The organism is Thiocapsa marina 5811 (genome assembly GCF_000223985.1).
Taxonomy (GTDB): Bacteria; Pseudomonadota; Gammaproteobacteria; order Chromatiales; family Chromatiaceae; genus Thiocapsa; species Thiocapsa marina.
Genome location: NZ_AFWV01000007.1, coordinates 156,413 through 182,290, shown reverse-complemented (window position 1 = coordinate 182,290; position 25,878 = coordinate 156,413). Strand labels below are relative to the sequence as shown.

The following is a 25,878-nucleotide window of genomic DNA, read 5'->3' as shown; positions in this document are numbered from 1 at the left end:
AGTCGAAGCGATGATCGGCGGCGAAAGGGCCGGTCGGACGGAAATTCAGGTCCCGGAGAGCTGAGTCTGAGATCGGCAAACGCGGGACGAAATGCCTGGCGAATCGGCGGCTCCGACGACGCGCCTCCGCTACGGGACCGTTCGAAGACAAGCAAAGCAACTCGACGATAATATTTTTGCCGCGGTTGTCGATTACGACAACGACAACGACAACGACAACGACAACGACAACGATTGGATTCGGCGCTCGACTTCGTTTCTGACAGGTTACCGAGAAATCATCGTCTTATAAAACCTTGAACCGCGTCGACTCCAACGCCTGCTTGAGCGTGAGGCGCCGGGCCGACTCGACAACGCAGCAGGTCATGCCTGACGCGGTTCAATGCGGTTCAGTGGAGGTAGACCGGCTCGTCGTTGTAGACCAGATCCTCCATCTGGGAGAAGGCATCCTCCCGACCGGGACGATTCATCAAGACCAGCAAGACGACCCATTTGACCTCGTCGAGACCCACCGTTGCTTGATCGATCGCGAGCAGGCGGTCGATCACCAGCTCGCGGCTGACAGGGTCGAGAATCCCGTTCTGCTCCAAGAACAGCAGCAGACCGCGCGCCTCCACCTCCAGCTTGGTTGACTCCGTCGCGTTGTAGATGCGGATGGAGCCGAGGGTGTGGTCGTGATACTGCGGAACATCGACACCTTCGGCCAGCTCGTCGAGCCAAAGCAGTGCCTTCTGGATCTCGGTCGGGGTAAAGCCCGCCTGAGCGAGCTCGTCCTCCAGCGCAACTTGATCGGCCGGGGGCTGACCCTCGCCGTCCATGTAGTTCTCGTAGAGATAGATCAGCACATCGACCATATTTTCGTACATCAGCCAACCTCGTGGGCGGCGTCAGCCCGAAGGCTGACGGGAGCGAACTGCACCGGTATTCCACTCAGGCGTTCCATCGTGGTCAACCGGGACGTTTCCGCTCAAGAACCGAGCCGGCAAAAGCGGCCTCCAGGGGCCGATGATACATGACCCTCCAGCTCCAGGACCAACAACATGGACGAGACCTCCCGGGCCGAGCGGCCGCTGCTGGCGATCAGCTCGTCGGGCGCCACCGGATCGAATCCCATCGCATCGAGCAAGGCGCGATAGTCTGCATCGAGTGTCGTGGTCGCGCCTCGACCGGCCGCGGCGCGCTCCTCACCGGGCGCCACGGACGCCTCGCCGGGGCAGGCCGCGAGCAGATTGCGCAGCATCGGGGCCAGCTCGAGGAGGATCTCCGCGGGGTCCTCGACCAGCTTGGCACCGTCGCGAATGAGTGCGTGGCTGCCGCGCGCAAGGGGATTGCGGATGGAGCCGGGGACGGCGAAGACGTCGCGCCCCTGCTCGAGCGCGAAGCGTGCGGTGATCAAGGAGCCGCTCTTCAGGGCTGCCTCGGTCACCAGAACACCGACGGACAGCCCGCTGATGATCCGATTACGCCGCGGGAAATTCCGCGCAGACGGCCCCTGGCCGGGTGGAAATTCGCTGACCAACGCACCGCGCTCCGCGACCCGCCGGGCCAGATCGCGGTGGGTCGCGGGATACACCAGATCCGGACCCGTACCGAGAACGGCGATGGTTCGCCCCGTCTCGAGCGCGCCCGCGTGAGCGGCTCCGTCGACGCCGAGCGCCAAGCCGCTGGTGATCGACAGACCGTCCGCGGCAAGCCGTCGCGCAAAGTCGCGGGTGATCTCGAGGCCCGACGGGGTTGGATTGCGGCTGCCGACCACGGCGAGCTGCGGTTCGGCGAGCAGCTCCGGGTCGCCGCGCACGTACAGCAACAGCGGGGCGTCGGGGATCTCGGCGAGCAGCGGCGGATAGCGCGCATCGGCGCGGGTCAGCACGAACGCATCGGGCTGGTCCGACCACGCAAGGATGCGCTCGAGCGCCGCGGTATCCGGCTGCTTGAGCGCGGCGATCGCCTCGGGCGAGATCCCCGCCGCGGCGAGATCCTGTCGCGGGGCATCCGCGACCGCGCGCGGGGTGCCGAAGCGCTCGATCAATCGGGTCGCCGTGCGCGACCCGATGCCGGGAGCGGAGATCAGGACGATCCAGTCCGCGATCGAGTCCGAGGCGACGCTCAAGAGACGATCGAGCCCATCACCGAGCGGGCGGGACGACCCGGTCGCCGACACTCATGGCCCGGTCGGCATTGAGCACGAGCGCGAAGCTCACGTGATCGAAGCATCGAAAGACCATCAGCAGGCCGGTGCGTTGCATCGGTCGGATATAGGTCCCGCGATCGCGACCGATGTCGGCATGCAGGGGGATGGGCGCGCTCGAGTCCGTCGGACTCTCGCTCCAGCCCTTCACCGAATACTCGTTGCCGAGCCAGAAGGAACCGGTCAGGGGGCTCTCGCTCTTCCAGTTCCAATTCATGTCGCCGGCGCGGACCTTGTCGCGAACCTGCTCCCCGCCCCGAAAGATCTCGAAGACGTGACCGGGCTGAAGCCGATCGTCCGAACCCCGATTGATGGTCACGATGTCGTACTGACCGATCTGAGACACCCCGTTCATCACCGAGAGGATCTGACCGCGGATTCCGGCGGGCGCCGCTCGCGGGAAGAAATTCTCGAGAGGCGCCTCGAGCGAGGCCGGGATGACGCGGTCGCCGATGGCGACCTCGCGCTCGGATCGGGTGACCCGCAGGATCGCGGGGTCTCCGACACGCTCGAGCATGGCGTTGGCGACGAAGGTGGCCTCGTAGCCCAGGATGCGGTTGGTGTCCGGGTCGCGCAGCGCGTCGCCGGGGCGCAGGATCTGGAACGCGCCGACCGCGGCCGTATCGATGCGACGCACGAAGACGTCATCCGACGGCCCCGCGATGGTGCGATCCTCGCCGAAGCCCACGACGTAAGGCGCTCGCTTGATCGCGTCCGAGTCCGCCACCCAGGGCTGCGTGAGGAAAGGCGCAATCGAGGCGACGGGGATCATCGGCACCGGCGCCTCGAGCGCGCTGACCCGCACCCGCGGACTCAGGCGCACGACACGCATATCGCCGCTCGCCCCGGGGGCGGTGTCGCGCACGACACGCGGGCGACCCTCCACATGCACCAGACGCAACCGTTCTCCGGGATAGATGAGATCGGGATCGCCCGGATCGTCGTTGGCCTGCCAGATCTCGGGCCAGAGCCAGGGGTCGCGCAGATAACGCCCGGCGATCGACCAGAGGGTATCCCCGGGACGCACCTCGTAGACCTCGGGTGCGTCCTCGGCGAGCTCGACCGCACGCACCGTCGATGCCGGGGCTATCGCGATCGACGCGATCAGGGCGCCGAGAACGACGTCTGCGAGGGTGAAACGAAGGTTCAAAACACGCATCGGACCTCCCGGATGCTCGAAACGGATTCACCCGGCCCCATTTCGGGGTGTAGTATTAAGCGGATACTAGCGCATGCGGCCCGACCCCTTCTACTCGACTCCCGACCCGACGTCTCTCCTGCGGGTCGCTCGCGGGACGAGATCCCCGAGAGATTCGATCAGGCACAAGACGAGATCGCGCGAGAGACGAGATCCCCGAGAACAGATTTTCCAGACGACATCCCGATGGCAAAGCTCGATATCCTGACCTTCCCGGACCCAAGACTCCGCCGCAAGGCGATCCCGGTCGCGCGTGTCGATGCCGACACCGTGCGGCTGGTCGACGACATGCTCGAGACGATGTATGCCGCACCCGGTATCGGCTTGGCCGCCATTCAGGTCAACGTGCCGCGCCGAGTCGTCGTGATCGACGTCTCCGAGAGCCACGACGCACCCTTGTGCCTGATCAATCCGGAGATCCTCTCGCGCGAAGGCGAAGAGCAGATGGACGAGGGCTGCCTCTCGGTCCCCGGCTTCTTCGAGACGGTGAAGCGCGCGGAGCGTGTGCGTGTCCAGGCGCTCGATCGCGAAGGCAAGCCCTTCACGCTCGATGCCGACGGACTGCTCGCGGTCTGTATCCAACACGAGATCGATCATCTCGACGGCAAGCTCTTCGTCGACCACATCTCGATGCTCAAGCGCCAGCGCATTCGGCGCAAGCTCGAGAAGGAGCAGCGCCATTCGGCGAGCGAGCCCGAGCAGCGTCGAGGTGTCTTGTGACGAAGGCCGCCGGTCCGAACGGCGATCCGACGCGATGAAACCCCTGAGGATCATCTTCGCGGGAACGCCCGACTTCGCCGTTCCGAGCCTTGCCGCACTGCTGGATGCGCCGGCTGATCGCGCGCAAATGCCGCCGCTGGAGGTCGTCGCCGTCTACACCCAACCGGACCGACCGGCCGGGCGCGGCCGCCAGCTCCAGGCAAGCCCGGTAAAGGCGCTCGCCCTGACGCGCGGCCTGCCGGTCGTTCAGCCAGAGAGCCTCAAGAAGGATCCGGACGCGGTCGCGCGGCTTGCCGCCTTCGAGGCCGACCTGATGGTGGTCGTGGCCTACGGGCTGCTTCTGCCGGTCTCCGTGTTGGACGCGCCGCGTCTGGGCTGCGTCAACGTCCATGCCTCGCTGCTGCCGCGTTGGCGCGGCGCGGCGCCGATCCAACGCGCATTGCTCGCCGGCGACACCGAGACCGGCGTCTGCATCATGCAGATGGAGGCCGGGTTGGATACCGGCCCCGTCTATCATCGCGTCGCGACACCGATCGGACCGCGCGACACCGGCGCAGATCTGCACGACCGACTCGCCGCGCTCGGTGCAGGTGCATTGATCGATGCCTTGCCGGGCATCGCCGACGGATCGCTGATGCCCGAGCCGCAAGCCGAGGATCGGGTCACCTACGCACACAAACTCACAAAGGACGAGGCCATCATCGACTGGCACCAGCCTGCCGAGCACATCGGTCGCATGATCCGCGCGTACAACCCCTGGCCCGTCGCTCAAACACGTCTCGACGCCGAGACGCTGCGGATCTGGTCCGCCGAGATCGACGCCGAGCGTGCGACGCAGGCCGCGCCCGGGACCGTGATCGGTGCCGGCAAATCGGGCATCGAGGTCGCCGCCGGCCGAGGGATCGTGCGCATCGTTCGCCTTCAGCCGCCCGGCAAGCGTGCGATGGCGGCCGTGGATTTCCTCAATGCCCGCTCACTGGACGGCGCTCGGCTTGGCTGAGCGCCGGCCGCGGGCGCCGAGCCCGGCAAGACATCCCGTCGGCGCCGAATCCCGTGCAGCCGCTGCACTGGCACTCTTCGGCGTGCGCGGTCGCGGCCAATCGCTCACGCGTGTGCTCGAGCAGAAACGCTTGGCCTCGCAGGCGCCCGCCGAGCGCGCACTCACGCAAGAGATGGTCTACGGGTCTCTGCGCAACCTGCCGCGCCTGGAAGCGCTGGTCGCACGCCTGCTCAATCACCCGGTCAAGCCCGCGGACAAGGATCTCGAATCACTGATCCTGATCGGCCTGTATCAGCTCGTCGCGATGGACACGCCCGACCACGCCGCGGTCGCCGCCACCGTGGAGGCGAGTCGACTCATCGGCAAGCCCGACAAGGCGGCCTTGGTGAACGCACTGCTGCGGCGGTTTCTGCGCGAGCGCGAGACACTTCTGGCCGATGTCGATCGAGAACCCGCCGTGCGCTGGCTCTTTCCGGAATGGCTGCTCGATCGCCTGCGCGAGAACTGGCCACAAGAGTGGGAGCAGATCGTGCGGACCAGCAACGCCCGCGCGCCCATGAGCCTGCGCGTGAACCGAACCCGGACCGACCGGCGCAGCTATCTCGGCACGCTCGCCGCCGCAGGCATCACGGCGCGCCCCATCCCGGGCTGCGAGATGGGTCTGACGCTCGACCAGCCGCGCGCGACACACGAGCTGCCCGGCTTCGAGGCCGGGCTGGTCTCGGTGCAGGACGGCGGCGCCCAACTGGCGGCCGATCTGCTGGATGCGCGCCCCGGACAGCGCGTCCTCGATGCCTGCGCCGCGCCCGGCGGAAAGACCGCGGGCATCCTCGAGCGCGCCGAGAACCGGCTCGACCTGCTCGCCATCGACAATGCGCCGGCACGCCTGAAATCGATCCGCGAGACGCTCGCGCGACTCGGCCTGAGCGCCGAGGTCGCACTCGGGGACGCGGCCGAGCCGAGAGGCAGCTGGAGCGCCAAACCCTTCGACCGCATCCTGCTCGACGTGCCCTGCTCGGCCACCGGCGTGATCCGCCGTCATCCCGACATCAAATGGCTGCGACGCGACTCGGATATTCCCGCGTTGTGCGCCTTGCAGGATCGGATCCTCGACGCGGCCTGGCCGCTGCTCGCCCCGGGCGGGCGACTGCTGTACGCCACCTGCTCATTGATCGCGGACGAGAACCAGCACCGTATCGCCGCCTTTCTGGAGCGCCATCCGGATGCACGCGAATGTCCGATCGCAGTGCCCGGGAGCCGTGCGCTCTCGCACGGAATCCAATTGCTTCCGCGGGACGGGGCGAACGACGGCTTTTATTTCGCGCTGATCGAGCGTCCGGCGTCATGAGCCAGCGCTCGCCATACCATCCGCGGAGGATTCTGCCGGCGGTGCTGCTGCTTGTACCCGTGCTCTTGCTGGGGAGCTTCGCATCGGCAGCAGCGAAGGACGGGCTGCGGGTCGAGCAGGTCGAGACGCGGCTCGTCGACGACACCTTCTTCATGGACGCCTTGCTGGACTACCGTTTCAGCAGCGAAGCGCTCGACGCGCTCGAGAACGGCGTGCCGCTGACCATCCTGGTGCAGATTCAGGTCCGTCGTGTCGGGGCCTGGCTCTGGGAGGACAGTCGCGTGGATCTGCAGCTACGCTACGCGATTCGCTACAAGCCGCTCTCCGAGCGCTACGAGGTCTACCGCCTTCCCGGAGACGAGGGCCGCAGTTTCGTCAGCCGCGATGCCGCCATGCGCGCGCTCGGCGAGATCGCCGACCTGGCGTTGATCGGGGCCTCGAGTCTCGACGCCGACACCGACTACGAGATCCATATCCGGGCCTCGCTCGACATCGAAGAGCTGCCGCTTCCGCTGCGTCCGATGGCTTACCTGAAACCGTCCTGGAAACTCTCCAGCGGGTGGAGCAAGTGGCCCTTAACGCCTTAGCACGCCTACGCGGACTCGGCGCCTTGCCGGTCGCGGCATTGATCCTGGCGCTCTTCGTCGTCTTGGTGCTGATGCGCGATGCGGTCGAGAACTCCGAGACGCTGAGCCGGGCCTTTGTGCCCCTGCTCTCGGTGGTGTTGGGCGGTCTGGGCGCGCTCGCCGTTCTCGTCATCGTCAACATCGTGAAGCTGGTGCGCCGCTACCGGCAGCAGGCCGCAGGATCGCGCCTGACCGGGCGGATCCTGGTGCTCTTCGTACTCGTCTCCCTGCTGCCGGTCGGCGTGGTCTACTACTTCTCGCTCGGGTTCCTGCTGCGCGGGATCGACAGCTGGTTCGACGTGGAGATCGGCCAAGCCATGCAGGACGCGCTGGTCTTGAATCAAGCCTCGCTCGATCTCAATCAGCGGGTCCTCGCACGCTACACCGAGCAGCTCATCGCGGGGATCGAGGATCGCTCCTCGACCGCGATCGCGCTGAGTCTGGACAATCTGCGGCGTCAGGCCGGGGCCATCGAGCTGACCGTCTACACCGCGGGCGGTCAGGTCCTGGGCAACGCCAACGAGGATCCGACCCAGTTGGTTCCGAATCAGGCCGAGCGCGAGATCCAGCAGAGCGTGCGCGCCGGCAACAACTATGTCGGCCTGGAAAGCGATCTCGGCGGCGAGCTGATCGTGCGGGTGTTGGTGCAGGACCCGCGTGGGCGCGACATGAAGATGCAGGCGATCTTCCCGACCTCGGCACGCATCACCGAGCTCTCGGAGCGCCTCGAGGGCGCATACAACCGCTACACGGAGCTGGCGTATCTGCGTCAGTCGTTGAAGCTGAGCTTCTCTCTGACCCTGTCGTTGGTGCTCCTGTTCGGCGTCATGGCTGCAGTGATCGCCGCGTTTCATATCGCACGACGCCTCGTCGCGCCGGTTGCGGACATCGCCCGCGGCACCCGCGCGATCGCCGAAGGCGACTACGAGCAACAGCTCCCGCTGCCCAAGCACGACGACGAGCTCGCCTTCCTGGTCGCGTCGTTCAACGCGATGACCCGGCGCATCGCCCGGGCACGGGATGCCGCGAACCGCAGTCAGCAGGCCGTCGAGACCCAGCGCAACTATCTCGAGACGGTCCTCGGGCGCCTGTCGTCCGGCGTCATCGCGTTCGATGCCGATCAGCGGCTGCGGACCGCCAACCCGGCGGCGCGGCAGATCCTGTCGCTTGCCTTCGCCGACGATGCACAACCGGAGCTCTCGCGCGTGGAGCGCGAGCTGCCCTGGCTCACTCCCTGGACCGAGACGGTGCGCAGCCATATCCTCGCCGGAGAGGATTGGCGTGCCGAGATCGAGCTCGATCGCGGCGAGAACCGGCAGACACTGATGTGCCGCGGCAGTCCGCTACCGCTCCCGGACAGCGAGCAACGGGGTCACGTCGTGGTCTTCGACGACATCAGCTCGCTGATTACCGCACAGCGCAACGCGGCCTGGGGCGAGGTGGCCCGGCGCCTGGCCCACGAGATCAAAAACCCCTTGACGCCGATTCAGCTCTCCGCCGAGCGCCTGCGCCACAAGCTGCTCGCCAAGGCCGACGAGGCGGACGCGAAGATCATCGATCGCTCGACCCGGACCATCGTCCAACAGGTCGAGGCGATGAAGGCGATGGTGAACGACTTCTCCGATTATGCCCGCACGCCGCACATCCGCGCCGAGCCCTTGGAGCTCGACCGGATCGTCCAAGAGGTGCTGGACCTGTATCGCAGCGCCGGCACGAGCGCGCTCGAGGTCGATCTCGGTGCACCGGGGGTGCAGGTGCGCGGCGATCCGTTGCGCTTGCGTCAAGTGGTTCATAATCTGATCAAGAACGCGCAGGAGGCGATGGACGGACGGGCCGACGCGCGGATCGCCGTGACGACGCGGGTCGCGCGCGAGGACGGCATGCCGCTCGTCGAGCTCGAGGTCGCCGACAACGGGCCGGGGTTCGAAGAGCACCTCTTCGAGCGTTTGTTCGAGCCCTACGTCACCACGAAGGCCAAAGGAACCGGTCTGGGTTTAGCCATCGTAAAGAAGATCGTCGAGGAACACCGCGGTATCATCAAGGTCGAGAATACCGGTCAAGGCGCGATGATTCGGATCCGCCTGCCGATCCGGCAGGGGGCCAGGTCCATGCCCGAGGACCGAGAACAGGATGAAAAACGATGAGTGCAACGCACGTCTTGGTGGTCGACGACGAACCCGACATCCGGGGTCTTGTACAAGAGATCCTGGAGGACGAAGGCTACGCCGTGGTCAGCGCGGAGAACGGCGAGTCCGCCCGGCACGCGCTGCGCGAGCGCCGCCCGGATCTGATCCTGCTCGACATCTGGATGCCCGATCTGGACGGCATCACGCTGCTGCGCGAGTGGTCTGAGGAGGAAGACGGCCTGCCCTGCCCGGTCATCATGATGTCCGGACACGGCACCGTGGAGACCGCCGTGGAGGCGACCCGGCTCGGCGCCTACGACTTTCTCGAAAAGCCGCTCTCGATGGCCAAACTGCTGCTCACCGTGGAGCGGGCGCTCGAGGCCGACAAGCTTCAAAAGGAGAACATCGGGCTCAAACGGCGCGCACCCCAGGTGCACGAGCCGGTCGGACGCAGCGCGACCCTGCAACGCCTGCGCGAGCAGGTGAAGCGGATCGCCCAACACGACACCTGGGTGCTGATCACCGGGGATGCGGGCAGCGGCCGGGAGACCTTTGCGCGTTATCTGCATTCACAGAGCGCGCGCCGCGAACGCCCCTTCGTGGATCTGAGCGTCTCCACGCTCGCCGGGGGGAATGCCGCGCTCGAGCTCTTCGGGGCCGAGGACGGCGAGCACACCCATTACGGGAATCTGGAAAAGGCCGCCGGCGGGACGCTGCTGCTCGACGAGGTGGCCGACATGGAGCTGGACGCACAGGCCAAGCTGCTCGGGGCGCTCGACACCGGATCCTTCATCCGCGTCGGCGGTGCCGAGCCGGTGCGCATCGACGTGCGCATCATCGCCGCGACCCAGCGCAATCTCGAAGAGGAGGTGCGTGCCGGGCGTTTCCGCGAGGATCTCTTCTATCACCTGAACGTCGTCCCGCTGAACATCCCGCCGCTGCGCGATCACGCAGAGGATGTCCCTGATCTGCTGAATTTCTATCTCGACTATTTCGCCACCCACGAGAAGCTGCCGTACCGCCGCTTTAGCGTGGGTGCGCAGAACTATCTGCGCAACTACAGCTGGCCCGGCAACGTGCGCGAGCTCAAGAACCTGGTGCAGCGGGTCCTGATCTTGGGTGCCGGCGACGAGATCAGTCAGAAGGAGGTCGAATCCGCACTCGGCGCACCGCCGCCCTCCCAAGGGCAGGCACTGGAGGGTCTGGTCTCCTTCGATCAGCCGCTGCGTCAGGCGCGCGAGCAGTTCGAGAAGGCCTACCTCGACTATCAGCTCGAAAAACATACGGGCAACGTCAGCAAGATGGCGAAAGAGGCCGGGATGGAGCGCACGCACCTTTACCGCAAGCTCCGCTCGCTGGGGATCGAGATCAAGGAGCGGCGTTGAAGTGCGTCAGGCGGGGCATGTCCAGGTCGGCACCTGCAACATAGGTCCGGCGTACCTACAGAGCTTGGCACTGACGCACTTCAAGTATTTAATTTTTATTATTTTAAACCGCGTCGCGCCAATCGCTCCGTGGAGCGACGAGACCGCAAGCCCCCACTCCACAAAAACGAAAACTCCGGACGCGGTTTAATCAATGAAGATTATTATTCTCGGGGCCGGGCAAGTCGGAACCTCGGTGGCGGCCAATCTGGTCAGCGAGGCCAACGACATTACGGTCGTCGACCACAATCCTGAGTTGCTCAGGGAGCTGCAGGACCGCTTCGATCTGCGCACCATCCTGGGCCACGGCGCCCACCCGGACGTGCTGCGCCGCGCGGGCGCGGAAGACGCCGACATGATCATCGCGGTCACCAACAGCGACGAGACCAATATGGTGGCCTGTCAAGTCGCCTACACGCTGTTTCACACCCCGACCAAGATCGCCCGGGTGCGGGCACAGAGCTTTCTCGATCAACCCAAGCTGTTCGGAACCGATGCCCTGCCGATCGATTACCCGATCAGTCCGGAGGCATTGGTCACGGAATACATCCTGCGCCTGGTCGAAAACCCCGGGACCCTGCAGGTGCTCGACTTCGCGGGAGGACGCATCCGTCTGGTCGCGGTCAAGGCGTATTACGGCGGGCCTTTAGTCGGTCACGAGCTTCGCACCCTGCATGAGCACATGCCCAAGGTCGATGCCAGGGTCGCGGCGATCTACCGTCATGATCGGGCGATCGAGCCGCAGGGCGATACGGTCATCGAGGCCGACGACGAGATCTTCTTCGTCGCCGCCCCCGGACACATCCGCTCGGTCATGAGCGAGCTGCGCCGACTGGATCGTCCCTACAAGCGCCTGATCATCGCCGGCGGCGGCAATATCGGTACGCGGCTCGCCGGGGCGCTGGAGGTCAACTATCGGGTCAAGGTCATCGAACGCGATCTGAAACGCTGCAAACGCATTGCCGAGAGTCTCGAAAAGACCATCGTGCTGCACGGCGACGCGGCGGATCGCGAGCTGCTCCTGGAAGAGAACATCGAGAACACCGACGTCTTCTGCGCCGTCACCGACGACGACGAAGCGAATATCCTCTCGGCAATGCTCGCGAAGCGGCTCGGCGCCCGCAAGGTCATGGCCCTGATCAACCGCCCCTCCTATGTCGAGCTGGTGCAATCCGGGGCCATCGACATCGCCATCTCGCCGCAGCAGGCGACGATCGGAAGCCTGCTCAAGCATATCCGGCGCGGCGACGTCGTCGTCGTGCATTCTCTGCGGCGCGGCGCGGCGGAGGCGATCGAGGCCATCGCCCACGGCGACGAGACCTCGAGCAAGGTCATCGGGCGCAGCATCGAGAACATCAAACTCCCGCGGGGCACCAGTATCGGCGCCATCGTCCGCGGCGACGAGGTGCTCATGGCGCACCACGACACCGTGATCGCACCGGAGGACCACGTCATCCTCTTCCTTCAGGACAAGGCGCGCATCCCGGAGGTCGAGCGTCTGTTCCAGGTCGGGGTCACCTTTCTCTGAGGCGATGCCGATGGCTTGCCGCCCCGGCAAACTTCGGCACGCACATCCGTTTGCAGCGTCATCGCGTGGCGGCCGATCGCCGCGGCAGCTCGACCCGCGGCGAGGACAGGGTCTCCGAGTCCGAGCCTCGGGTTGCCGATTCGCATTGGCCGACCGGTTCCGGGTCCGGAGAATAGGCGGCCATGAACATCCTCATCCGTATTCTCGCCCTCGCGGCGATCGCGATCCTCGTCGCCTTTGCGGCCTTTCATCAATCCGACTCGACCCCGAAAGCGGAGGGTTCGGCCTTGCTCGACCTTGCCGAGCAAGGGGATCTCTCCGCCTTGAACGCCCTCTTGAAGCCGTCGACGACGGTCGATGTCCGCGACAGCTGCGACTGGACACCGCTCATGAAGGCCGCGCTGTACGGGCACATCGATGTCGTCGAGCGGCTCCTCGAGGCCGGTGCCGAGATCGATGCCCAAGACAAGGGCGGTTACACGGCCATGATGCTCGCGGCCTCGAACAATTATGCACCGATCGTGGATCTGCTCTTGCGCAACGGCGCCATGATCGATCATCAAGAGCAGACCGAAGGCTGGACGGCCTTGATCTGGAGCGCCGGCAAGGGTCATGACGAGACGGTCGAGGTCCTGCTGCGCCACGGCGCCGATCGTACATTAAAGGACTTCGCGGGGCGCTCGGCGGCGGACCACGCACGCGAGGCCGGTCACCCGCCCGTCGTCGCGCGTCTCTCGGCAGAGCAAGGGTAGCCTCCGGAAAGCGGTCGAGTCGCCTGCGGACACATCGGCGGCATCCACGCTTGTGTCGGCGAGGAACGGGCCATAGTTCACGAGGACGCGCCCGAACGGGCGATCCGAACCGGAGCCCAGATGAACCGAAAAACCCGCATCGAGGACACCCTGAAGAACACCTTCGAGCCGATGCATCTCGAGGTCGTGGACGAAAGCCACATGCACTCGGTGCCGCCCGGTGCCGAATCCCACTTCAAGATCCTGGTGGTCAGCGAGGTCTTCGCGGAGAAGACCTTGGTCGCGCGGCATCGTCTCCTGAATCGCGCCCTGAGCAGCGAGCTCGAGGGCGGACTCCACGCCATCGCCCTGCACACCTGGACGCCGGAAGAATGGTTCGCCAAAGGCGGGGCGGCCCCGGCGTCACCGCCCTGTCAGGGCGGATCGAAGGCGGCGTCGAATTAAACCGCGTCCCCGCTAAATGCCATAGCTGCATCAAACGGCGAGCTTACGCGTAAGCGAGCATCTCGCGCTGGACGCGGTCTAGGCTCGGCGGTTGATCGGATCCGCGAAATACTCACGCGTCATCCGAAAGACGATCGGGCTGAGCAAGAGCAATGCGACCAGATTGGGAATCGCCATCAGGGCATTGAGTGTATCGGCAACCAGCCAGATGAAATCGAGCTCGAGCGTCGCCCCGACCGGAATGACCGCGACCCAAACCAGCCGGAAGGGAACGATCGCACGAATCCCGAACAGGTATTCCATACAGCGTTCACCGTAGACGCTCCACCCCAAAATGGTCGTGAAGGCAAAGAGGGCGAGCCCGAAGGTGACGATATAACCGCCGACCGACGGCAACCCGGCGCTGAATGCCGCGGACGACAGTCCCGCCCCCGTCTCTCCGCTCGTCCAAACCCCCGTGACCATGATGACCAACCCGGTAATGGTGCAGATAATGATGGTGTCGATGAAGGTGCCGAGCATGGCGACCGTGCCTTGCTGGATCGGATCGTTGCTCTGCGCCGCTGCATGCGCGATCGGAGCGCTGCCCAGGCCCGCCTCGTTGGAGAAGATGCCCCGCGCCACGCCCATCTGGATGCCCATCATCAGCGTGGCGCCCGCGAACCCGCCCGCCGCGGCCGTCGGCGAGAAGGCATGCAGCACGATCTGGTAGACGGCTTGCGGAATCTGCTCGATGTTGAAGGCCAACACCACGAGACCGCCGATGACATAAGCGATTGCCATGAAGGGAACCAGCTTGCCGGCGACCCGGGCGATCCAACGAATACCGCCGATCAGGACCAGGCCGACCACCACGGCCATCGCAATCCCCGACCAGAGCTCCGGGATTGCGAAGCTCCCGCTGAGTGCGTGCGATACCGAATTGGCCTGGACCATGTTGCCGATCCCGAATCCGGCAAGCCCCCCGAAGATCGCGAAGGCGGTGCCGAGCCAGAGCCAGCGGCGACCCAGCCCGTTCTTGATGTAATACATGGGGCCGCCGACATAGTTGCCCTTCTCGTCCACCTCGCGGTATTTCACTGCCAAGACGCCCTCGGCATACTTGGTGGCCATGCCGACGAGCGCCGTGCACCACATCCAAAACAGGGCACCGGGGCCGCCGATCGCAATCGCCGTGGCCACACCCGCGATGTTGCCCGTTCCGACCGTGGCCGCGAGCGACGTCATCAATGCATTGAAGGGCGTGATATTGCCTTCGCCTTGAGAATGCCGTCCGGCCCACAATCTCTTGAAGCCGTATCCGAGCTTGAGGATCGGCATCAAGCGCAGGCCGACCATCAGGAAGAGCCCGGTTCCCAGGATGAGAACCAGCATGGGCGGGCCCCACACGAGCCCGTTGATCGTACCGACCCAATCCGCGATCACCTCCACCTGAAACCTCCTCTACAGTCAGTTGCGAGCCCGCCGGAGCCGCCGGACAACCGACGGTTCGACGGGAGTCGAATCCGGAAACCCGATGCAACTATACACGTCAACCGGATGGATTCGCTCGAGAATATCGGCGTCTGCGATCGCTACACGGGTGCTGTCTCACGCGCTGCGCGCGCCCGCGGCTCGGAACCCGGACGAGCGATGACCGGCGATCCCGCCGAGCAGCGCTCGACACCTGGATCGGGCGGCGGACAATGGGCCCGTCCGGGAAGGATGCCGAGCGCCGAACGGCTTTGCCCTACCCGCTCGATCACCGTATGCTTGACCGTTTACCGAGTTTGATTTCCCTGCACACGTCGATCGCCTTCAGTCCGGACGGTTTGCCGCCGTCGCGAATGCCTGAATGGCGAGGAGCCGCCTCGGGCGGCGGCGCAAGCATGGTTCCCCAACAGTGTTGAACCCGCCGATTCGGCGACCCGAGCCTCATGAAACTTCTCGTCGACTTCTTTCCCATCCTGCTCTTTTTTGCCGCCTACAAGCTCGAGGGCATCTATGTCGCGACCGGGGTCGCGATCGCCGCCTCCGCGGTGCTGGTGGGCTGGTCGTGGATCCGTCGGCGGCAGGTCGAGACCATGCCGCTGATCACGCTCGGACTGCTCGTGCTGTTCGGCGGGCTGACGCTCGCCCTGCGGGATCCGATCTTCGTCATGTGGAAACCGACGATCGTGAACTGGCTGTTCGCGGCCGTCTTTCTGGGCAGCCAATTCATCGGAGAGCGGCCCTTGATCGAGCGGATGATGGGCAAGGCCATCGAGATCCCTCCAGCCGTCTGGCTACGCCTGAACATGCTGTGGATCGGATTCTTCTTCGTGACCGGACTCGTCAATCTCTTCGTCGTCTATGTCGGCAGCGGATTCTTCGGCGCCCGGGAAGCCTTGATCCTTGCCTCGGGTCTTCAGGATATCGACCTCTCGACCTGCGCCGAGCGCTTCGGCGGAGACCTTCTCGCGCTCTGCGACAACGCCCATGCGCGCGAAGACGTTTGGGTCAATTTCAAGCTCTTCGGTATGATGGGCATGACGATCGTGTTCGTGATCGCTCAGGCCATTTATCTGTCCCGACACATGAAGGACGAACCCTCGACCCTGGAGGCCGACTGACGTGCTTTACGCCATCATCGCCGTCGATAAAGCGGACAGTCTCGGGGCGCGTCTCGGTGCAAGACCGGCCCACCTCGCGCGCTTGGAGGCGTTGCAGAACGAAGGGCGTCTGGTCCTCGCAGGGCCTCACCCCGCGATCGACAGCCCGGACCCCGGCACGGCCGGCTTTTCCGGTTCGCTCATCGTGGCGGAATTCCCGAGTCTGTCCGCGGCCAAGCAATGGGCCGACGCGGACCCCTATCTGGACGCCGGAGTCTACCGAGAGGTGCAGGTCAAGCCCTTTAAACGGGTCTTTCCAACCTGAGGGCCGAGCGCTTCCATCGTCGCAAAACCACGGACGACTCCCGTTGGAGCGCCCCGTCCCCTTGTACGCCCCGGAATCCCGGATGCCACTGAATCTGACACACGGAAATCATCACCATGAAAACAAGTCGCTTTACGCTCATGCTCTGCGCCCTGATGGCCGCCGGGACAGTCCTCGCCGAGGATGCCAAAGAGCCGGAAACCGGTGAGGACGTCATCATCGCAACGGTGAACGGGACCCCGTACGACCTGGACCTGTTTCGACTCTTCTTCATGGAGCGCCTGCAACAGAATCAGGGAGAGAATTCCCCGGCCCTGCAAGAGCAGGCCTTCAACGAGTTCATGAGTCTGGTCGTCGCCTCGCAGGAGGCCACGCGACGCAAGCTCGAGGAGGATCCCGAGGTGTCCGTCGCCATCGATCTGCAGCGGATGAAGATCCTCTCCAACGCCGCCCTGGCCGCGATGGCCGAGGAGATCGAGCCGACCGAAGAGGATCTGAAGAAGGCCTACGAGGATGTAAAGAAGAACGCCACCCGGACGGAGTACAAGGCGCGCCACATCCTCGTGAAGGACGAGGAAGAAGCCAAAAAGGTCATCGAGGAGCTCGAGGGCGGCGCCGACTTCGGCGATCTCGCGCGCGAGCACTCGCTCGGACCGACCGGCAAGAACGGTGGCGAGCTTGACTGGTTCGACGCCAACCAGATGGTTGCGCCCTTCTCCGAGGCGGTCGCCGGGATGGAGGTCGGCAGCTTCACCAAGTCACCGGTTCAAACCCAGTTCGGATGGCATGTGATCGAGCTGCAGGACTCCCGCAAGGCCGAGCCCCCGAGCTTCGAAGATGCCGAGCCGCAGCTCGCCCTCTTGATCAAGCGCCAAACGATCGCCGAGAAGCTCGCCGAGATGCGCGACGGCGCCATGGTCGAGCTCAACGAAGATGTCGTGAAGCTCAAGCCGACCGACGAGGCCGCGGCGGAAGGGTCCGAGTAACGCATTGCCGGCCCGGCGAACGGGCCGGATCGTCCTTAGACTGAAGACGCATAAGGGGGGTTAAGGGGCGACTGAAGTCGGCCCTACACTCCCCGACAGCCCCTACGCGCCCCTGCGCAGTCTCCAACGCCCCTCGCTCCGCCGCCGGAGCACATACCGCCTCCCCGCCTCGACGAATCGGCAGATTCCTCGGATGCGACCGGAATCACGGTTCGCCGTCCCCCGCAGCGTTGCATCCTGCGATTTTTGTATTAGAATTTGCTTATGTTATGAATGATGGAGAGATCCGATGATCTCCTGCACCACGTTGCGCTCTACCGTCGTCGTGTCCGCCGGGCTACTCCTCTCCGGCGTCCTGCTGCTGGTGATCGCGGAGACCGCCGGGCTGCCGGTGCCGACCGCCCACCTCGCACTGCTCGCGGTCCTCGGCGGTGCCGTGACGCTGGGCCTCGGCTTTGCGCTCGCGGTTTCACCCTGGTCACGGCACCATTTCGACAACTGCGAGCACTGATTCGACACCTGCGAGCACCGACGGAGTTGTCTCACCGACTCAGTGCTCACCCATCAGCCGCTCGGCCGTTCCCGGCTCCAGAGCGAATTCCTCCTCGATCATTCGATTCCAGGCATCGCGCTTGAAGGTGCTCTCGTCCGGTACCTTGCGGTGAACCAGGTTGTAGTGGCAGTCGATACAGGACTTACCGTCCGTCTCCTCGCGATGGATCGCCGCGGTATCGGCGCGCTTGCCTTGGATCGCCTCCAACGTATGACAACGCTTGCAGGTGGCCGAGTCGCGCGCTCGAAACCATCTGCGTGCGGCGAAGGCGGCCTCGGGTAGATGCAGGGCGTTGATCACCGGATCATCGTAGTCCGGCCCGAACAGCTGTTTGAAGAGATCCTTGGATCCGACCGCATGGTCCCAGGTCGCCGCGAAGACGCCTTCGGAGACATGGCAGTCACCGCAGGAGGCGCGCACCCCAGAGGCCGAGTTGTAGTGGACCGTCTGTCGAAAGTCTTGATCGGCATAGGTCATCGAGTGGCAGGTCGTACAGAACGCATCGCTGCTCGTGTAGTGGTCGAACTCGATCAGAAAGGCCATAAAGAGCACCCCGCCGACACCGCCGACCACCAGCGCGATCAGGACATGGCGGGTGATGAACAAAGGTGCGCGCAACCCGCCCATCACTCGACCTCCTGCGGGGGAAAGCCGAGAATGGCGCTCATCTGGCCGGGCTGATCCAGCCACTCATGCTGCCCGTTTGCACGCAGCACGGCGTCGACCACCTCGTCCGCGTGCCCGCCGGCCGCGGCGCGCGCCTCGGGCAGAAAACGCGCGTAGAAATTGCGGCCGACCAGATACATGCCCTCCCACCAGGCATGATTCGGACTCATCATGGAGGCGCCGTGACGACCGCGCGCGCCTTCGTCGTGCCACAGCTCCCAGTAGGTGAACTCGATCGGCTCGTCGAACGCGGTCGGGGTGAGGAGGCCGCGTTCGTAGAGCCCGGCCATGATCGCGCGGGCCGGCTCGCCGAACTTGGTGTTGTAGAGCTCGACGACGGCGTCGAACTGGCGCATGAAACCCTCGGTGAAGCCTTTCCCGTGGCACTCGACACAGACCAGGGTCATGGCTTGGCGGCGCCGCTCGGGTGTGGCGACCGCCTTGACGACCCCGACCGTACCGTCCGCACGGGCCATCTCGGTGCCGCGGCGCGGCGCGGCCTCGTCCCCGGGCAGCTCCATCTTGGCACCGTCTTCGAAGATGACGAGAAACTGGCGCTTGGACACCGGCGTGTTGAGGCTCCAGACGTTGCGTAGACCGACGTCGTGTGTCGAGGGCAGCTTCCCGGCGGCACCCATGTGGCAGCTCACGCAGGTCGGCGCGGCCGTGTAGTCGCGCCCGGCAACCCACTCGGCGGCATCCAGATTCATCTCCTCGCGATGGGCCGCATAGACCATCCCGTGTTTGGACGCCTCGAAGATCTCCTTGTCCGGCGAATCGGGGCCGGAGTGACAGCGCACGCACGCCTCGGGCTCGCGCGCCTGCGCCTTCGAGAAGCGGTGCCGACCGTGACAGGAGGAGCATGACCCCTTGGATCCGTCCGGATTGATCCGACCGATGCCCGAATTGGGCCAGGTCGCCGGATCCAGCGTGCCGTCTCCGCGCACCTTCACCCTGGAGCCGTGGCACTGATCGCAGGAGGCGGCCTGCATGGCGGAGCCGCCGACGTTTTGGGCCAGCGCCGGAAGGCGGTCTTCGATGATCGAGTAGGCCTCGGCATGGACCGAGCCCTGCTGCTCTTCGAATTCCTTCGTGTGACAGCGCCCGCAATCCTTCGGCGAGACGATCGTTGCAATCACCTGACCCTCGTGCTCGATGGCGTCCGCGTCCTCGCGTTCGGCCCGATGGCAATCCATGCAGTTCACGCCCGCAGCGGCATGAGCGCTGTCGCGCCATTGCTGCGCGAGACCGCTCGACGACTTGGTGTGACAACTGACACAGGCATCGCCTGCTTCGTGTCCCCACTGGCTCGCGTCGAGCTTCACCTTTTCGGCAGCGGCCGGAAAGGCAAGCACGAAAATCGAAAGGAAAAGCACACGACGGAATGAAGCGGAGAGCAAAACAGGTGGCATCGCGACGACCTCTTGACCTGCTGAAAGAGGAAAGCAGGCCGAATTATAGAGCGCAAATCGGACGCAAATCTAATTCAGTAGTTTATGCTTATTTTATTACTTACCTTTCTGTCTCCACGCGAGTGGCATTTCATTGATCGGGCGCACTTTAATGATGCGCTCGAATGACGAACAATCCTCGGCGGTTGGACAACCATTCGGATCAAACCGTCCGTATCACAATAGATGAGGAGCGACATCATCATGCGACGCTTGTTTGCGGGACTTTCGATTCCACTCGGTCTAGCACTCGGTCTCGCCGGCATCGCCGGCCCGGCTGCGGCTGGCGACGAGGCATCCGAACCGATGCATCTCATTTCCGCCGAGGTCTGCCAAACCTGCCACGAGGAGATCTATCGGCAGTGGAAAGGCTCCATGCACGCCAACAGCACCGCCTTGAAGGATCCGATCCACGGCGCCTTCTACGGGATGGAGGTCGGCGACCCCACGGCCGAAGGACAGATACACAAGAAATCCGGCACCTACCCGGTCTGTCTGCAATGTCATGCCCCGAACGCCGCGCGCGACAAGACCACCAAGCTCGATGCGAACGTCGCCTACAGCGAAGGCGTGAACTGCGTCGCCTGCCATACGCTGAAGAGTTACAAGGGGATTCAGGGCGAGGACGGGAAACTGCGTCTCGGGCTGAAGGCGTACGAGGTCTCGGACCAGCTCCAAGGTCCCGCGGCCTTCCCGCGCGGCGTACAGAAACTTGCCGCGGCCGGTGACGACCTGTTCGGCGGAGCGGTCGACGATGCGGAGGACTCGCAGAAACCGAACCCGCATCTCGGCGAGCCGGTCGAGATGGACGGTATCGAAATCCCTGCGCTCCCCATGGATGCCAGTCCCGTCCTGATGAAGACCTCGGACGCCTGCATGGGCTGCCATGACCGGCGCAACAACCCGAACAACGTCGCCTTGTGCGCAACCGGCGACGAGTTCATCGCCAGCGGCAGCAAGGCCGCATGCCAATCCTGCCACATGCCGATCTCGGGCGGGCTCGTCGATCACTCCATGGGCGGTGGACACGACCACGGCATGCTCAAACGCTCGGTCGTCTTCGACGTACAAAGCGCTCTCGACGGCGATGTGCTCAAGACGAAGGTCCTGTTGCAGAACTCGCAACCCCATTCCGTACCGACCGGAGCACCCTTCCGCAACATGTACTTCAAGCTGACCGCCTACAACGATCAGGGCGAGGTGGTCTGGCAGAACGCCGAGGGCCATCCATCCAAGGACGATCCGAAGGCGTATCTGTACTACGGCCTCGCGGACGACAAAGGGATGCCCGCGCCCCCGCCGACAGCCACGCAGCCCGGCGAGGACACGCGGCTGAAGGCGCACGAAACGCGCGAGATTGCCTACGAGATCCCCTCGGAAGGTGTCGTGCTCGTGCGCGGCGAGCTGTACTACAACCTCATGTGGCCGTCGTTGGTTGAAAAATTCAGCCAGCTCCCGACCGAGTTGACGGATCCGGTCCTCGTTGCCGAGGTCGAGCAGTCCATCGTGGCACCCTAAACCACGCCCGGCGCGGCATGTGATGTATTCGGATGGGGTCGGCCCCGGCAGACTCGATGATTGTTGTAGCTGGCGCGGTTTAAGGTGCTAAAAAACAACCTCTTAAATCGCGCGCGCTCCAACGGCCGCGAGGTCCGCCGAGGCCGATCCCAGCCAAAAAGAACGCATACCGCGAGGGGCGCGGTTCAATAGCGGAACAGCGAGAAGACGGGACGGCCGTTGAGCGGTTGGATCGGTCGGGCGTTGGCACCGGTGGCCCTTGCGATGAGCTGGATCTGCTCGGCGCTCACCTCGAGCGGCTCGCGAAAGACAAACCAGAGTACCGGCTCGGTACAGGGCGGTGCGACAAGCGAGCCGGTATACCTGTAGTAGCTGCGATCGACGGGCAGCAGGAAGAGCGGATTGATCCCCACCTGACGTTGTCGTACACGCTCGCCCGGTTGTGTCGGAAGATACTCCAGGATCCGATTGAGAATCCGATTCTCGCGCTCGCCGGCCCGCAACGGCACGGCGACGATGGCATAGCCACCCTGCCCGTCACGATGCAGCATGTGAATCTCGGCCTCCGCGGCGACCCCCTGGAAGGCATGGAGGCCCGGAACGTGGAAGCTGAACTCGACGAGATCGTAGGCCTGCCCCCTGACCACGAGCGCGCTGCCGGGGGGCGAGATCAAACGGACCCCGCGCCCGGTGTTCTCGGCCTCGAGCAGCTGCGAGCGATAGCGAAAGAGTAAGGGCGTATAGGTCACGCGCTGGGTCTCGACGATATTGATCGGCGATTGCAGCTCGCCCCGTGCACAAGACTCGAAGGCCCCGCCGAGATCGCCCCATTGATCCGGACCCGCCACGCCCGAGTAAGACCACTCGGGTTCCCGCGGCGTCGCAGGATCCCGCGCAATCGCATCTCGGCACAGACCGGCCGCCGCCAGACAGAGGGTCAGACGCAGATAACGGCGCCGTCGGGCAGCACCCTGGTGGATCAGGCGGGAATCTATCATCAAGTCACTCCGTGCGCTTTTTGATGCCTGCAATCGGTACGACCCGGGCATCCGGTGGCTCGTCGACATAGTAGGGGCGCTCCCCTCCGCGACCTTGCGCGTCCGCCAGCTCCTTCTCGCGTGCTGCGATCAACCCCAAGCACTGACGCACGTCCTCGATGGTCGGCTCCGACAGGGGGTGACGCATCCCGGGCGGCGGGGTCACGTCTCGAATGATCGCTGACAGGGTCTTGCGCATCGCGATCAAGACCTGTTGTTCTTTGCTCAATTCATGCATTGCAGGATCCGTAAGGTCTGGGGAGTCGGTGCGCTCACGGCAAGCAGGCGACCGCGTTCGACGCGGCTCTGAAGACCGCTTGCTCTTGTCCGACTCGTCGATATGGGGACGACGCCGGAAGAATCCGGCACCGCGCGGATCAGGGGCGATCGAGCAACGCCGTCAGCATCGCCTCGTCGAGGATCGCAACACCGAGTGATTGCGCCTTCTCGAGCTTCGAGCCCGCTGCCTCGCCCGCGATCAAATAGTCCGTCTTCTTCGAGACGTTGTTCGTCACCTTCGCACCGGCGTCCTGCAACCGGGCTGCGATCTCCTCGCGCGGTCGGCTCAGTGTGCCTGTGATCACGATCGTCTTGCCCGCGAGCGGCAGCGCTTCCGCGGTCCGTGCGGGAGCAGGCACATCCGACCAGTGGATCCCCGCCGCGAGCAGCCGCTCGATCGCCTCCCGATTGTGCGCCTGAGCGAAGAAGCCCGCAATCTCCGCGGCCACCACCGGGCCGACGCCTTCCACCAGGCGAGCGCTGTTGAGATAGAGGTCTTCGAACTCGGCCCCGCGAAGCGCCGCAAGGTCCTCGAAGCGCCCCGCCAACGCCTGAGCTCGCGCAGCCGTCAGACCGGGCAGCTTCAGTCCCGCCAGCCAGTCCGCAAGATCGCCCTGTGACTCGATCTGCGGATGCTCGACCAGGAAGCGATGCAACGCGGTCGCCGTCTCCTGCCCGACCCCTTTTACTCCGCGTTCACGGACAAAATCCGACTCGCGGGCGCACTCCAGCTCGGCGATCCCGCCGAAGCGAGCGGCCAACGCCTGCGCAGTCGTCTCGCCGACGTCCGGAATCCCGAGTGCGAAGATAAAGCGCGCGAAACGCGTGGACTTGCTGCGCTCGAGGGCCTCGATCAGGTTGGCCGCGGATCTCTCGCCCATCCGGTCCAGGCCGGCGAGCTGCTCCGCGGTCAGCCGATACAGGTCGGCCGGCTCGCGCACCAAACCCGAATCGACAAGCTGCTCGACGAGCTTCTCGCCGAGACCCTCGATATCCATGGCACGTCGCGAGGCGAAATGCCGGATCGCCTGCTTGCGCTGCGCCGGACAATAGAGACCGCCGGTACAGCGCGCCACCACCTCGCCCGGCGGCCGGAGCACGTCGGAACCGCACACCGGACAGTGCACCGGCATCTCGACCGGCACCGCATCGGCAGGTCGGCGTTCGACCAAGACACTCACGACCTCGGGGATCACGTCGCCGGCACGTCGGATGACGACGGTATCGCCGACCCGAACGTCCTTGCGGGTCACCTCGTCCATGTTGTGCAGCGTGGCGTTGGCGACCGTGACGCCGCCCACCTGCACGGGCCGCAACCGGGCGACCGGGGTCACGGCGCCCGTGCGCCCGACCTGAAATTCGACCGACTCGACGACCGTCAGGGCCTCCTGCGCGGGGAACTTGCGCGCGATCGCCCACTTCGGATGCCGGGCGGTCGCGCCCAGCCGCGCCTGATCGGCGATGCGGTCGACCTTGAAGACCACGCCGTCGATCTCGTAGGGCAACGTATCGCGCCGGCGACCCAGATCCTCGAAATAGGCCCGACAGCCGTCGGGCCCCTCGACGGGTCGCAGTTCCCGGGAAATGGGGATCCCCCAACCGGCAAGGCGCTGCAGCATGGCGTATTGACTCTCGTCGGGGTCGGTCGAGATCTCGCCCCAGCCGTAGCAGCAGAAACGTAGGGGCCGCGTGGCGGTCACGCGCGGGTCGAGCTGGCGCAGACTCCCGGCCGCGGCATTGCGCGGATTGGCAAAGACCCGCTCGCCGCGCTCCGCTGCGTCCTTGTTGAGCCGCTCGAACCCCTCGCGAGACATATAGACCTCCCCGCGCACCTCGAGCACGGCGGGCCAGGCCTCGCCGACGAGACGCAGCGGGACGCTCTTCACGGTCCGCACGTTCGCGGTGACATCCTCGCCGGTGGAGCCGTCGCCGCGGGTCGCGGCCTGAACGAGCAGCCCCTCTTCGTAGCGGATGCTCATCGCCAGCCCGTCGAGCTTGGGCTCGGCGGTGTAGATGACGGGATCGCCTCCCGGCAGGGCCGCGGCGACCCGGCGGTCGAACTCGATCAGCTCCTCGTCGCTCATGGCATTGGCGAGCGAGATCATCGGCAGGCGGTGCCGGACCTGGGCGAAGGCGGAAAGCGGCTCGGCGCCGACGCGTTGCGTCGGCGAATCCGGCGTCATCAGCTCCGGATAGCGGGTTTCGAGGGCTTGAAGCTCGGAGAACAGGCAATCGTACTCGGCGTCCGGGATCTCCGGATCGTCGAGGACGTAGTAACGGTAATTGTGGCGAGCGATCTCCGTGCGCAGCCAGGCGGCACGCTCGCGGTCGGCATCCGAGCCGATCAACGCTCCGCTGTTCTCGACCATCGGCGCTCGTTCTCGAGCACGGCCCGGCGCAGATCCTCTTCCTTGCGGACGGTCAGCGGGCGACGCGTCTCGTCAAGGACGTCGCCGTCGAGCTCGCTGGCGAGCTTACGTGCCGTGGCGATCATCTCCTCGAGGACCGTGATGTCCTCCGGGCGCCCGTCGAGCTGTGCGAACAGCATCAAACCCGGGGTCGCGAAGTCATCCATCGCGTCGAACGGAAAGGTCCCCGGCTTGACCATGTTGGCCATGCTGAAGTAGATGCGCGTGTCGTCGTCGAACTCGTCGAGGCAGTGAAAGATGTCCATCCGGCCGGGACGAAGGCCGCACGCACCGGCGGCCTCCATCAATTCCGGGCCGGCGAACGGCTCGCGGCGCGCGCCGACGCTGAGCTGGATCAACAGGGGCTCGACCTCGTCGGCCATTTCGGGCTCGAGATCGTCCTCCGCATCCGCATCCGGCTCGGATGCCCACTCGGATGTGCTCCGGGACCACTGCTCGGCACGACGCGATCCCGCAACAGCGGATGCGTCCCCGAGCGCCGGTGCCGAGGCGCGGGTCTTCTCGCCGTCGGACGCGCGATCGATGCCGAGACCAGGCTCGCGTTTGCCGGACGACAGACCGTAGGGGGCGTCGGCCTCCTCGTAGTCGTCATCGTCGTCCGCGTCGTCGGCATGACGGCTGCGCTCCCACAGGAAAAGGGCGAGGATGAGCAAGGCACCCACGACGATCAGGATAAGACGGATGATATTGGCGTCCATTCAAGCGTTCGT

24 protein-coding genes are annotated in these 25,878 nt (G+C 65.1%); 14 read left to right on the top strand and 10 right to left on the bottom strand.

Features of this window, described 5'->3' with window-relative positions:
• Nucleotides 1-389 precede the first annotated feature (389 nt).
• From THIMADRAFT_RS11690 to THIMADRAFT_RS11680, 3 genes are all read right to left on the bottom strand, one after another.
• On the bottom strand, nt 390-866 hold the full coding sequence (locus THIMADRAFT_RS11690) for a DUF494 family protein (protein ID WP_007193246.1): 477 nt from the start codon (nt 864-866) through the stop codon (nt 390-392).
• Nucleotides 867-967: 101 nt separating this feature from the next.
• Nucleotides 968-2,110 carry a DNA-processing protein DprA gene (dprA, locus tag THIMADRAFT_RS11685; protein ID WP_040731218.1) on the bottom strand — a complete coding sequence of 381 codons (1,143 nt, stop codon included), beginning with the start codon at nt 2,108-2,110 and terminating at the stop codon, nt 968-970.
• Nucleotides 2,111-2,126: 16 nt separating this feature from the next.
• On the bottom strand, nt 2,127-3,347 hold the full coding sequence (locus tag THIMADRAFT_RS11680; RefSeq protein WP_007193244.1) for a LysM peptidoglycan-binding domain-containing protein: 1,221 nt from the start codon (nt 3,345-3,347) through the stop codon (nt 2,127-2,129).
• Nucleotides 3,348-3,572: 225 nt separating this feature from the next.
• Between THIMADRAFT_RS11680 and def the strand changes: the two genes are divergently transcribed.
• From def to THIMADRAFT_RS11635, 9 genes are all read left to right on the top strand, one after another.
• On the top strand, nt 3,573-4,106 hold the full coding sequence (def, locus tag THIMADRAFT_RS11675) for a peptide deformylase (protein WP_007193243.1): 534 nt from the start codon (nt 3,573-3,575) through the stop codon (nt 4,104-4,106).
• A 34-nt stretch (nt 4,107-4,140) separates the two neighbouring features.
• Nucleotides 4,141-5,106 (top strand): methionyl-tRNA formyltransferase, encoded by a 966-nt coding sequence (gene fmt, locus THIMADRAFT_RS11670; RefSeq protein WP_007193242.1) that lies wholly within the window; start codon nt 4,141-4,143, stop codon nt 5,104-5,106.
• Entirely contained in the window at nt 5,072-6,454 is a 1,383-nt protein-coding gene (gene rsmB / locus THIMADRAFT_RS11665) for a 16S rRNA (cytosine(967)-C(5))-methyltransferase RsmB (RefSeq protein WP_007193241.1), read from the top strand. The genes fmt and rsmB overlap by 35 nt, the downstream gene beginning before the upstream one ends.
• A complete protein-coding gene (locus THIMADRAFT_RS11660; RefSeq protein ID WP_007193240.1) occupies nt 6,451-7,041 on the top strand; it encodes a DUF4390 domain-containing protein in 591 nt (196 codons plus the stop codon). Before rsmB ends, THIMADRAFT_RS11660 begins: the two co-directional genes overlap by 4 nt.
• The gene (locus THIMADRAFT_RS11655; RefSeq protein WP_007193239.1) at nt 7,023-9,224 is read left to right on the top strand and encodes a sensor histidine kinase; all 2,202 of its coding nucleotides are present in this window, start codon (nt 7,023-7,025) and stop codon (nt 9,222-9,224) included. The genes THIMADRAFT_RS11660 and THIMADRAFT_RS11655 overlap by 19 nt, the downstream gene beginning before the upstream one ends.
• Nucleotides 9,221-10,591, top strand: a complete 1,371-nt coding sequence (locus THIMADRAFT_RS11650; RefSeq protein WP_007193238.1) for a sigma-54-dependent transcriptional regulator — start codon at nt 9,221-9,223, stop codon at nt 10,589-10,591. Before THIMADRAFT_RS11655 ends, THIMADRAFT_RS11650 begins: the two co-directional genes overlap by 4 nt.
• 193 nt (nt 10,592-10,784) lie before the next feature.
• Nucleotides 10,785-12,158, top strand: a complete 1,374-nt coding sequence (trkA, locus tag THIMADRAFT_RS11645; protein WP_007193236.1) for a Trk system potassium transporter TrkA — start codon at nt 10,785-10,787, stop codon at nt 12,156-12,158.
• Between the two features lie 182 nt (nt 12,159-12,340).
• On the top strand, nt 12,341-12,910 hold the full coding sequence (locus tag THIMADRAFT_RS11640; RefSeq protein WP_007193235.1) for an ankyrin repeat domain-containing protein: 570 nt from the start codon (nt 12,341-12,343) through the stop codon (nt 12,908-12,910).
• A 120-nt stretch (nt 12,911-13,030) separates the two neighbouring features.
• Nucleotides 13,031-13,354, top strand: a complete 324-nt coding sequence (locus THIMADRAFT_RS11635; protein ID WP_007193234.1) for a BolA family protein — start codon at nt 13,031-13,033, stop codon at nt 13,352-13,354.
• Nucleotides 13,355-13,432: 78 nt separating this feature from the next.
• Here the strand turns inward: THIMADRAFT_RS11635 and THIMADRAFT_RS11630 are convergent, their stop codons facing one another.
• Nucleotides 13,433-14,785, bottom strand: coding sequence for an alanine/glycine:cation symporter family protein (locus tag THIMADRAFT_RS11630; protein WP_007193233.1), 1,353 nt, complete (start codon nt 14,783-14,785; stop codon nt 13,433-13,435).
• 485 nt (nt 14,786-15,270) lie between these two features.
• On the opposite strand from THIMADRAFT_RS11630, the gene THIMADRAFT_RS11625 reads away from it, so the two are divergent.
• The 4 genes from THIMADRAFT_RS11625 to THIMADRAFT_RS11610 all read left to right on the top strand — a co-directional run bounded on the left by THIMADRAFT_RS11625 (nt 15,271) and on the right by THIMADRAFT_RS11610 (nt 17,746).
• Nucleotides 15,271-15,945, top strand: coding sequence for an inner membrane-spanning protein YciB (locus THIMADRAFT_RS11625; protein ID WP_007193232.1), 675 nt, complete (start codon nt 15,271-15,273; stop codon nt 15,943-15,945).
• A gap of 1 nt (nt 15,946) precedes the next feature.
• Nucleotides 15,947-16,249, top strand: a complete 303-nt coding sequence (locus tag THIMADRAFT_RS11620) for a YciI family protein (protein WP_007193231.1) — start codon at nt 15,947-15,949, stop codon at nt 16,247-16,249.
• Nucleotides 16,250-16,365: 116 nt separating this feature from the next.
• Nucleotides 16,366-17,235, top strand: a complete 870-nt coding sequence (locus THIMADRAFT_RS11615) for a peptidylprolyl isomerase (RefSeq protein ID WP_007193230.1) — start codon at nt 16,366-16,368, stop codon at nt 17,233-17,235.
• 289 nt (nt 17,236-17,524) lie between these two features.
• The gene (locus THIMADRAFT_RS11610; protein ID WP_007193229.1) at nt 17,525-17,746 is read left to right on the top strand and encodes a hypothetical protein; all 222 of its coding nucleotides are present in this window, start codon (nt 17,525-17,527) and stop codon (nt 17,744-17,746) included.
• 39 nt (nt 17,747-17,785) lie between these two features.
• Here the strand turns inward: THIMADRAFT_RS11610 and THIMADRAFT_RS11605 are convergent, their stop codons facing one another.
• Both THIMADRAFT_RS11605 and THIMADRAFT_RS11600 read right to left on the bottom strand, forming a co-directional pair.
• Nucleotides 17,786-18,415 carry a NapC/NirT family cytochrome c gene (locus THIMADRAFT_RS11605; protein WP_007193228.1) on the bottom strand — a complete coding sequence of 210 codons (630 nt, stop codon included), beginning with the start codon at nt 18,413-18,415 and terminating at the stop codon, nt 17,786-17,788.
• Nucleotides 18,415-19,866: a multiheme c-type cytochrome gene (locus tag THIMADRAFT_RS11600; RefSeq protein WP_007193227.1), complete on the bottom strand. Its 1,452-nt coding sequence runs from the start codon at nt 19,864-19,866 to the stop codon at nt 18,415-18,417. Before THIMADRAFT_RS11600 ends, THIMADRAFT_RS11605 begins: the two co-directional genes overlap by 1 nt.
• A gap of 243 nt (nt 19,867-20,109) precedes the next feature.
• Between THIMADRAFT_RS11600 and THIMADRAFT_RS11595 the strand changes: the two genes are divergently transcribed.
• On the top strand, nt 20,110-21,423 hold the full coding sequence (locus THIMADRAFT_RS11595) for a cytochrome c family protein (RefSeq protein ID WP_007193226.1): 1,314 nt from the start codon (nt 20,110-20,112) through the stop codon (nt 21,421-21,423).
• Between the two features lie 185 nt (nt 21,424-21,608).
• Here the strand turns inward: THIMADRAFT_RS11595 and THIMADRAFT_RS11590 are convergent, their stop codons facing one another.
• From THIMADRAFT_RS11590 to THIMADRAFT_RS11575, 4 genes are all read right to left on the bottom strand, one after another.
• On the bottom strand, nt 21,609-22,421 hold the full coding sequence (locus THIMADRAFT_RS11590; protein ID WP_007193225.1) for a carbonic anhydrase: 813 nt from the start codon (nt 22,419-22,421) through the stop codon (nt 21,609-21,611).
• A gap of 4 nt (nt 22,422-22,425) precedes the next feature.
• A complete protein-coding gene (locus THIMADRAFT_RS11585) occupies nt 22,426-22,698 on the bottom strand; it encodes a hypothetical protein (protein WP_007193224.1) in 273 nt (90 codons plus the stop codon).
• A gap of 139 nt (nt 22,699-22,837) precedes the next feature.
• Nucleotides 22,838-25,108 (bottom strand): NAD-dependent DNA ligase LigA, encoded by a 2,271-nt coding sequence (ligA, locus tag THIMADRAFT_RS11580; RefSeq protein WP_007193223.1) that lies wholly within the window; start codon nt 25,106-25,108, stop codon nt 22,838-22,840.
• The gene (locus tag THIMADRAFT_RS11575; protein ID WP_007193222.1) at nt 25,084-25,866 is read right to left on the bottom strand and encodes a cell division protein ZipA; all 783 of its coding nucleotides are present in this window, start codon (nt 25,864-25,866) and stop codon (nt 25,084-25,086) included. The genes ligA and THIMADRAFT_RS11575 overlap by 25 nt, the downstream gene beginning before the upstream one ends.
• Nucleotides 25,867-25,878 lie beyond the last annotated feature (12 nt).

Excerpts from the sequence above, each read along its gene's own strand:
- THIMADRAFT_RS11690 (WP_007193246.1), bottom strand. The coding sequence starts at position 866 with ATGTACGAAAATATGGTCGATGTGCTGATCTATCTCTACGAGAACTAC.
- THIMADRAFT_RS11680 (WP_007193244.1), bottom strand. The coding sequence starts at position 3,347 with ATGCGTGTTTTGAACCTTCGTTTCACCCTCGCAGACGTCGTTCTCGGC.
- def (WP_007193243.1), top strand. The coding sequence starts at position 3,573 with ATGGCAAAGCTCGATATCCTGACCTTCCCGGACCCAAGACTCCGCCGC.
- fmt (WP_007193242.1), top strand. The coding sequence starts at position 4,141 with ATGAAACCCCTGAGGATCATCTTCGCGGGAACGCCCGACTTCGCCGTT.
- rsmB (WP_007193241.1), top strand. The coding sequence starts at position 5,072 with ATGCCCGCTCACTGGACGGCGCTCGGCTTGGCTGAGCGCCGGCCGCGG.
- THIMADRAFT_RS11660 (WP_007193240.1), top strand. The coding sequence starts at position 6,451 with ATGAGCCAGCGCTCGCCATACCATCCGCGGAGGATTCTGCCGGCGGTG.
- THIMADRAFT_RS11650 (WP_007193238.1), top strand. The coding sequence starts at position 9,221 with ATGAGTGCAACGCACGTCTTGGTGGTCGACGACGAACCCGACATCCGG.
- trkA (WP_007193236.1), top strand. The coding sequence starts at position 10,785 with ATGAAGATTATTATTCTCGGGGCCGGGCAAGTCGGAACCTCGGTGGCG.
- THIMADRAFT_RS11640 (WP_007193235.1), top strand. The coding sequence starts at position 12,341 with ATGAACATCCTCATCCGTATTCTCGCCCTCGCGGCGATCGCGATCCTC.
- THIMADRAFT_RS11635 (WP_007193234.1), top strand. The coding sequence starts at position 13,031 with ATGAACCGAAAAACCCGCATCGAGGACACCCTGAAGAACACCTTCGAG.
- THIMADRAFT_RS11625 (WP_007193232.1), top strand. The coding sequence starts at position 15,271 with ATGAAACTTCTCGTCGACTTCTTTCCCATCCTGCTCTTTTTTGCCGCC.
- THIMADRAFT_RS11615 (WP_007193230.1), top strand. The coding sequence starts at position 16,366 with ATGAAAACAAGTCGCTTTACGCTCATGCTCTGCGCCCTGATGGCCGCC.
- THIMADRAFT_RS11610 (WP_007193229.1), top strand. The coding sequence starts at position 17,525 with ATGATCTCCTGCACCACGTTGCGCTCTACCGTCGTCGTGTCCGCCGGG.
- THIMADRAFT_RS11605 (WP_007193228.1), bottom strand. The coding sequence starts at position 18,415 with ATGGGCGGGTTGCGCGCACCTTTGTTCATCACCCGCCATGTCCTGATC.
- THIMADRAFT_RS11600 (WP_007193227.1), bottom strand. The coding sequence starts at position 19,866 with ATGCCACCTGTTTTGCTCTCCGCTTCATTCCGTCGTGTGCTTTTCCTT.
- THIMADRAFT_RS11595 (WP_007193226.1), top strand. The coding sequence starts at position 20,110 with ATGCGACGCTTGTTTGCGGGACTTTCGATTCCACTCGGTCTAGCACTC.
- THIMADRAFT_RS11590 (WP_007193225.1), bottom strand. The coding sequence starts at position 22,421 with ATGATAGATTCCCGCCTGATCCACCAGGGTGCTGCCCGACGGCGCCGT.
- THIMADRAFT_RS11585 (WP_007193224.1), bottom strand. The coding sequence starts at position 22,698 with ATGCATGAATTGAGCAAAGAACAACAGGTCTTGATCGCGATGCGCAAG.
- ligA (WP_007193223.1), bottom strand. The coding sequence starts at position 25,108 with ATGGTCGAGAACAGCGGAGCGTTGATCGGCTCGGATGCCGACCGCGAG.
- THIMADRAFT_RS11575 (WP_007193222.1), bottom strand. The coding sequence starts at position 25,866 with ATGGACGCCAATATCATCCGTCTTATCCTGATCGTCGTGGGTGCCTTG.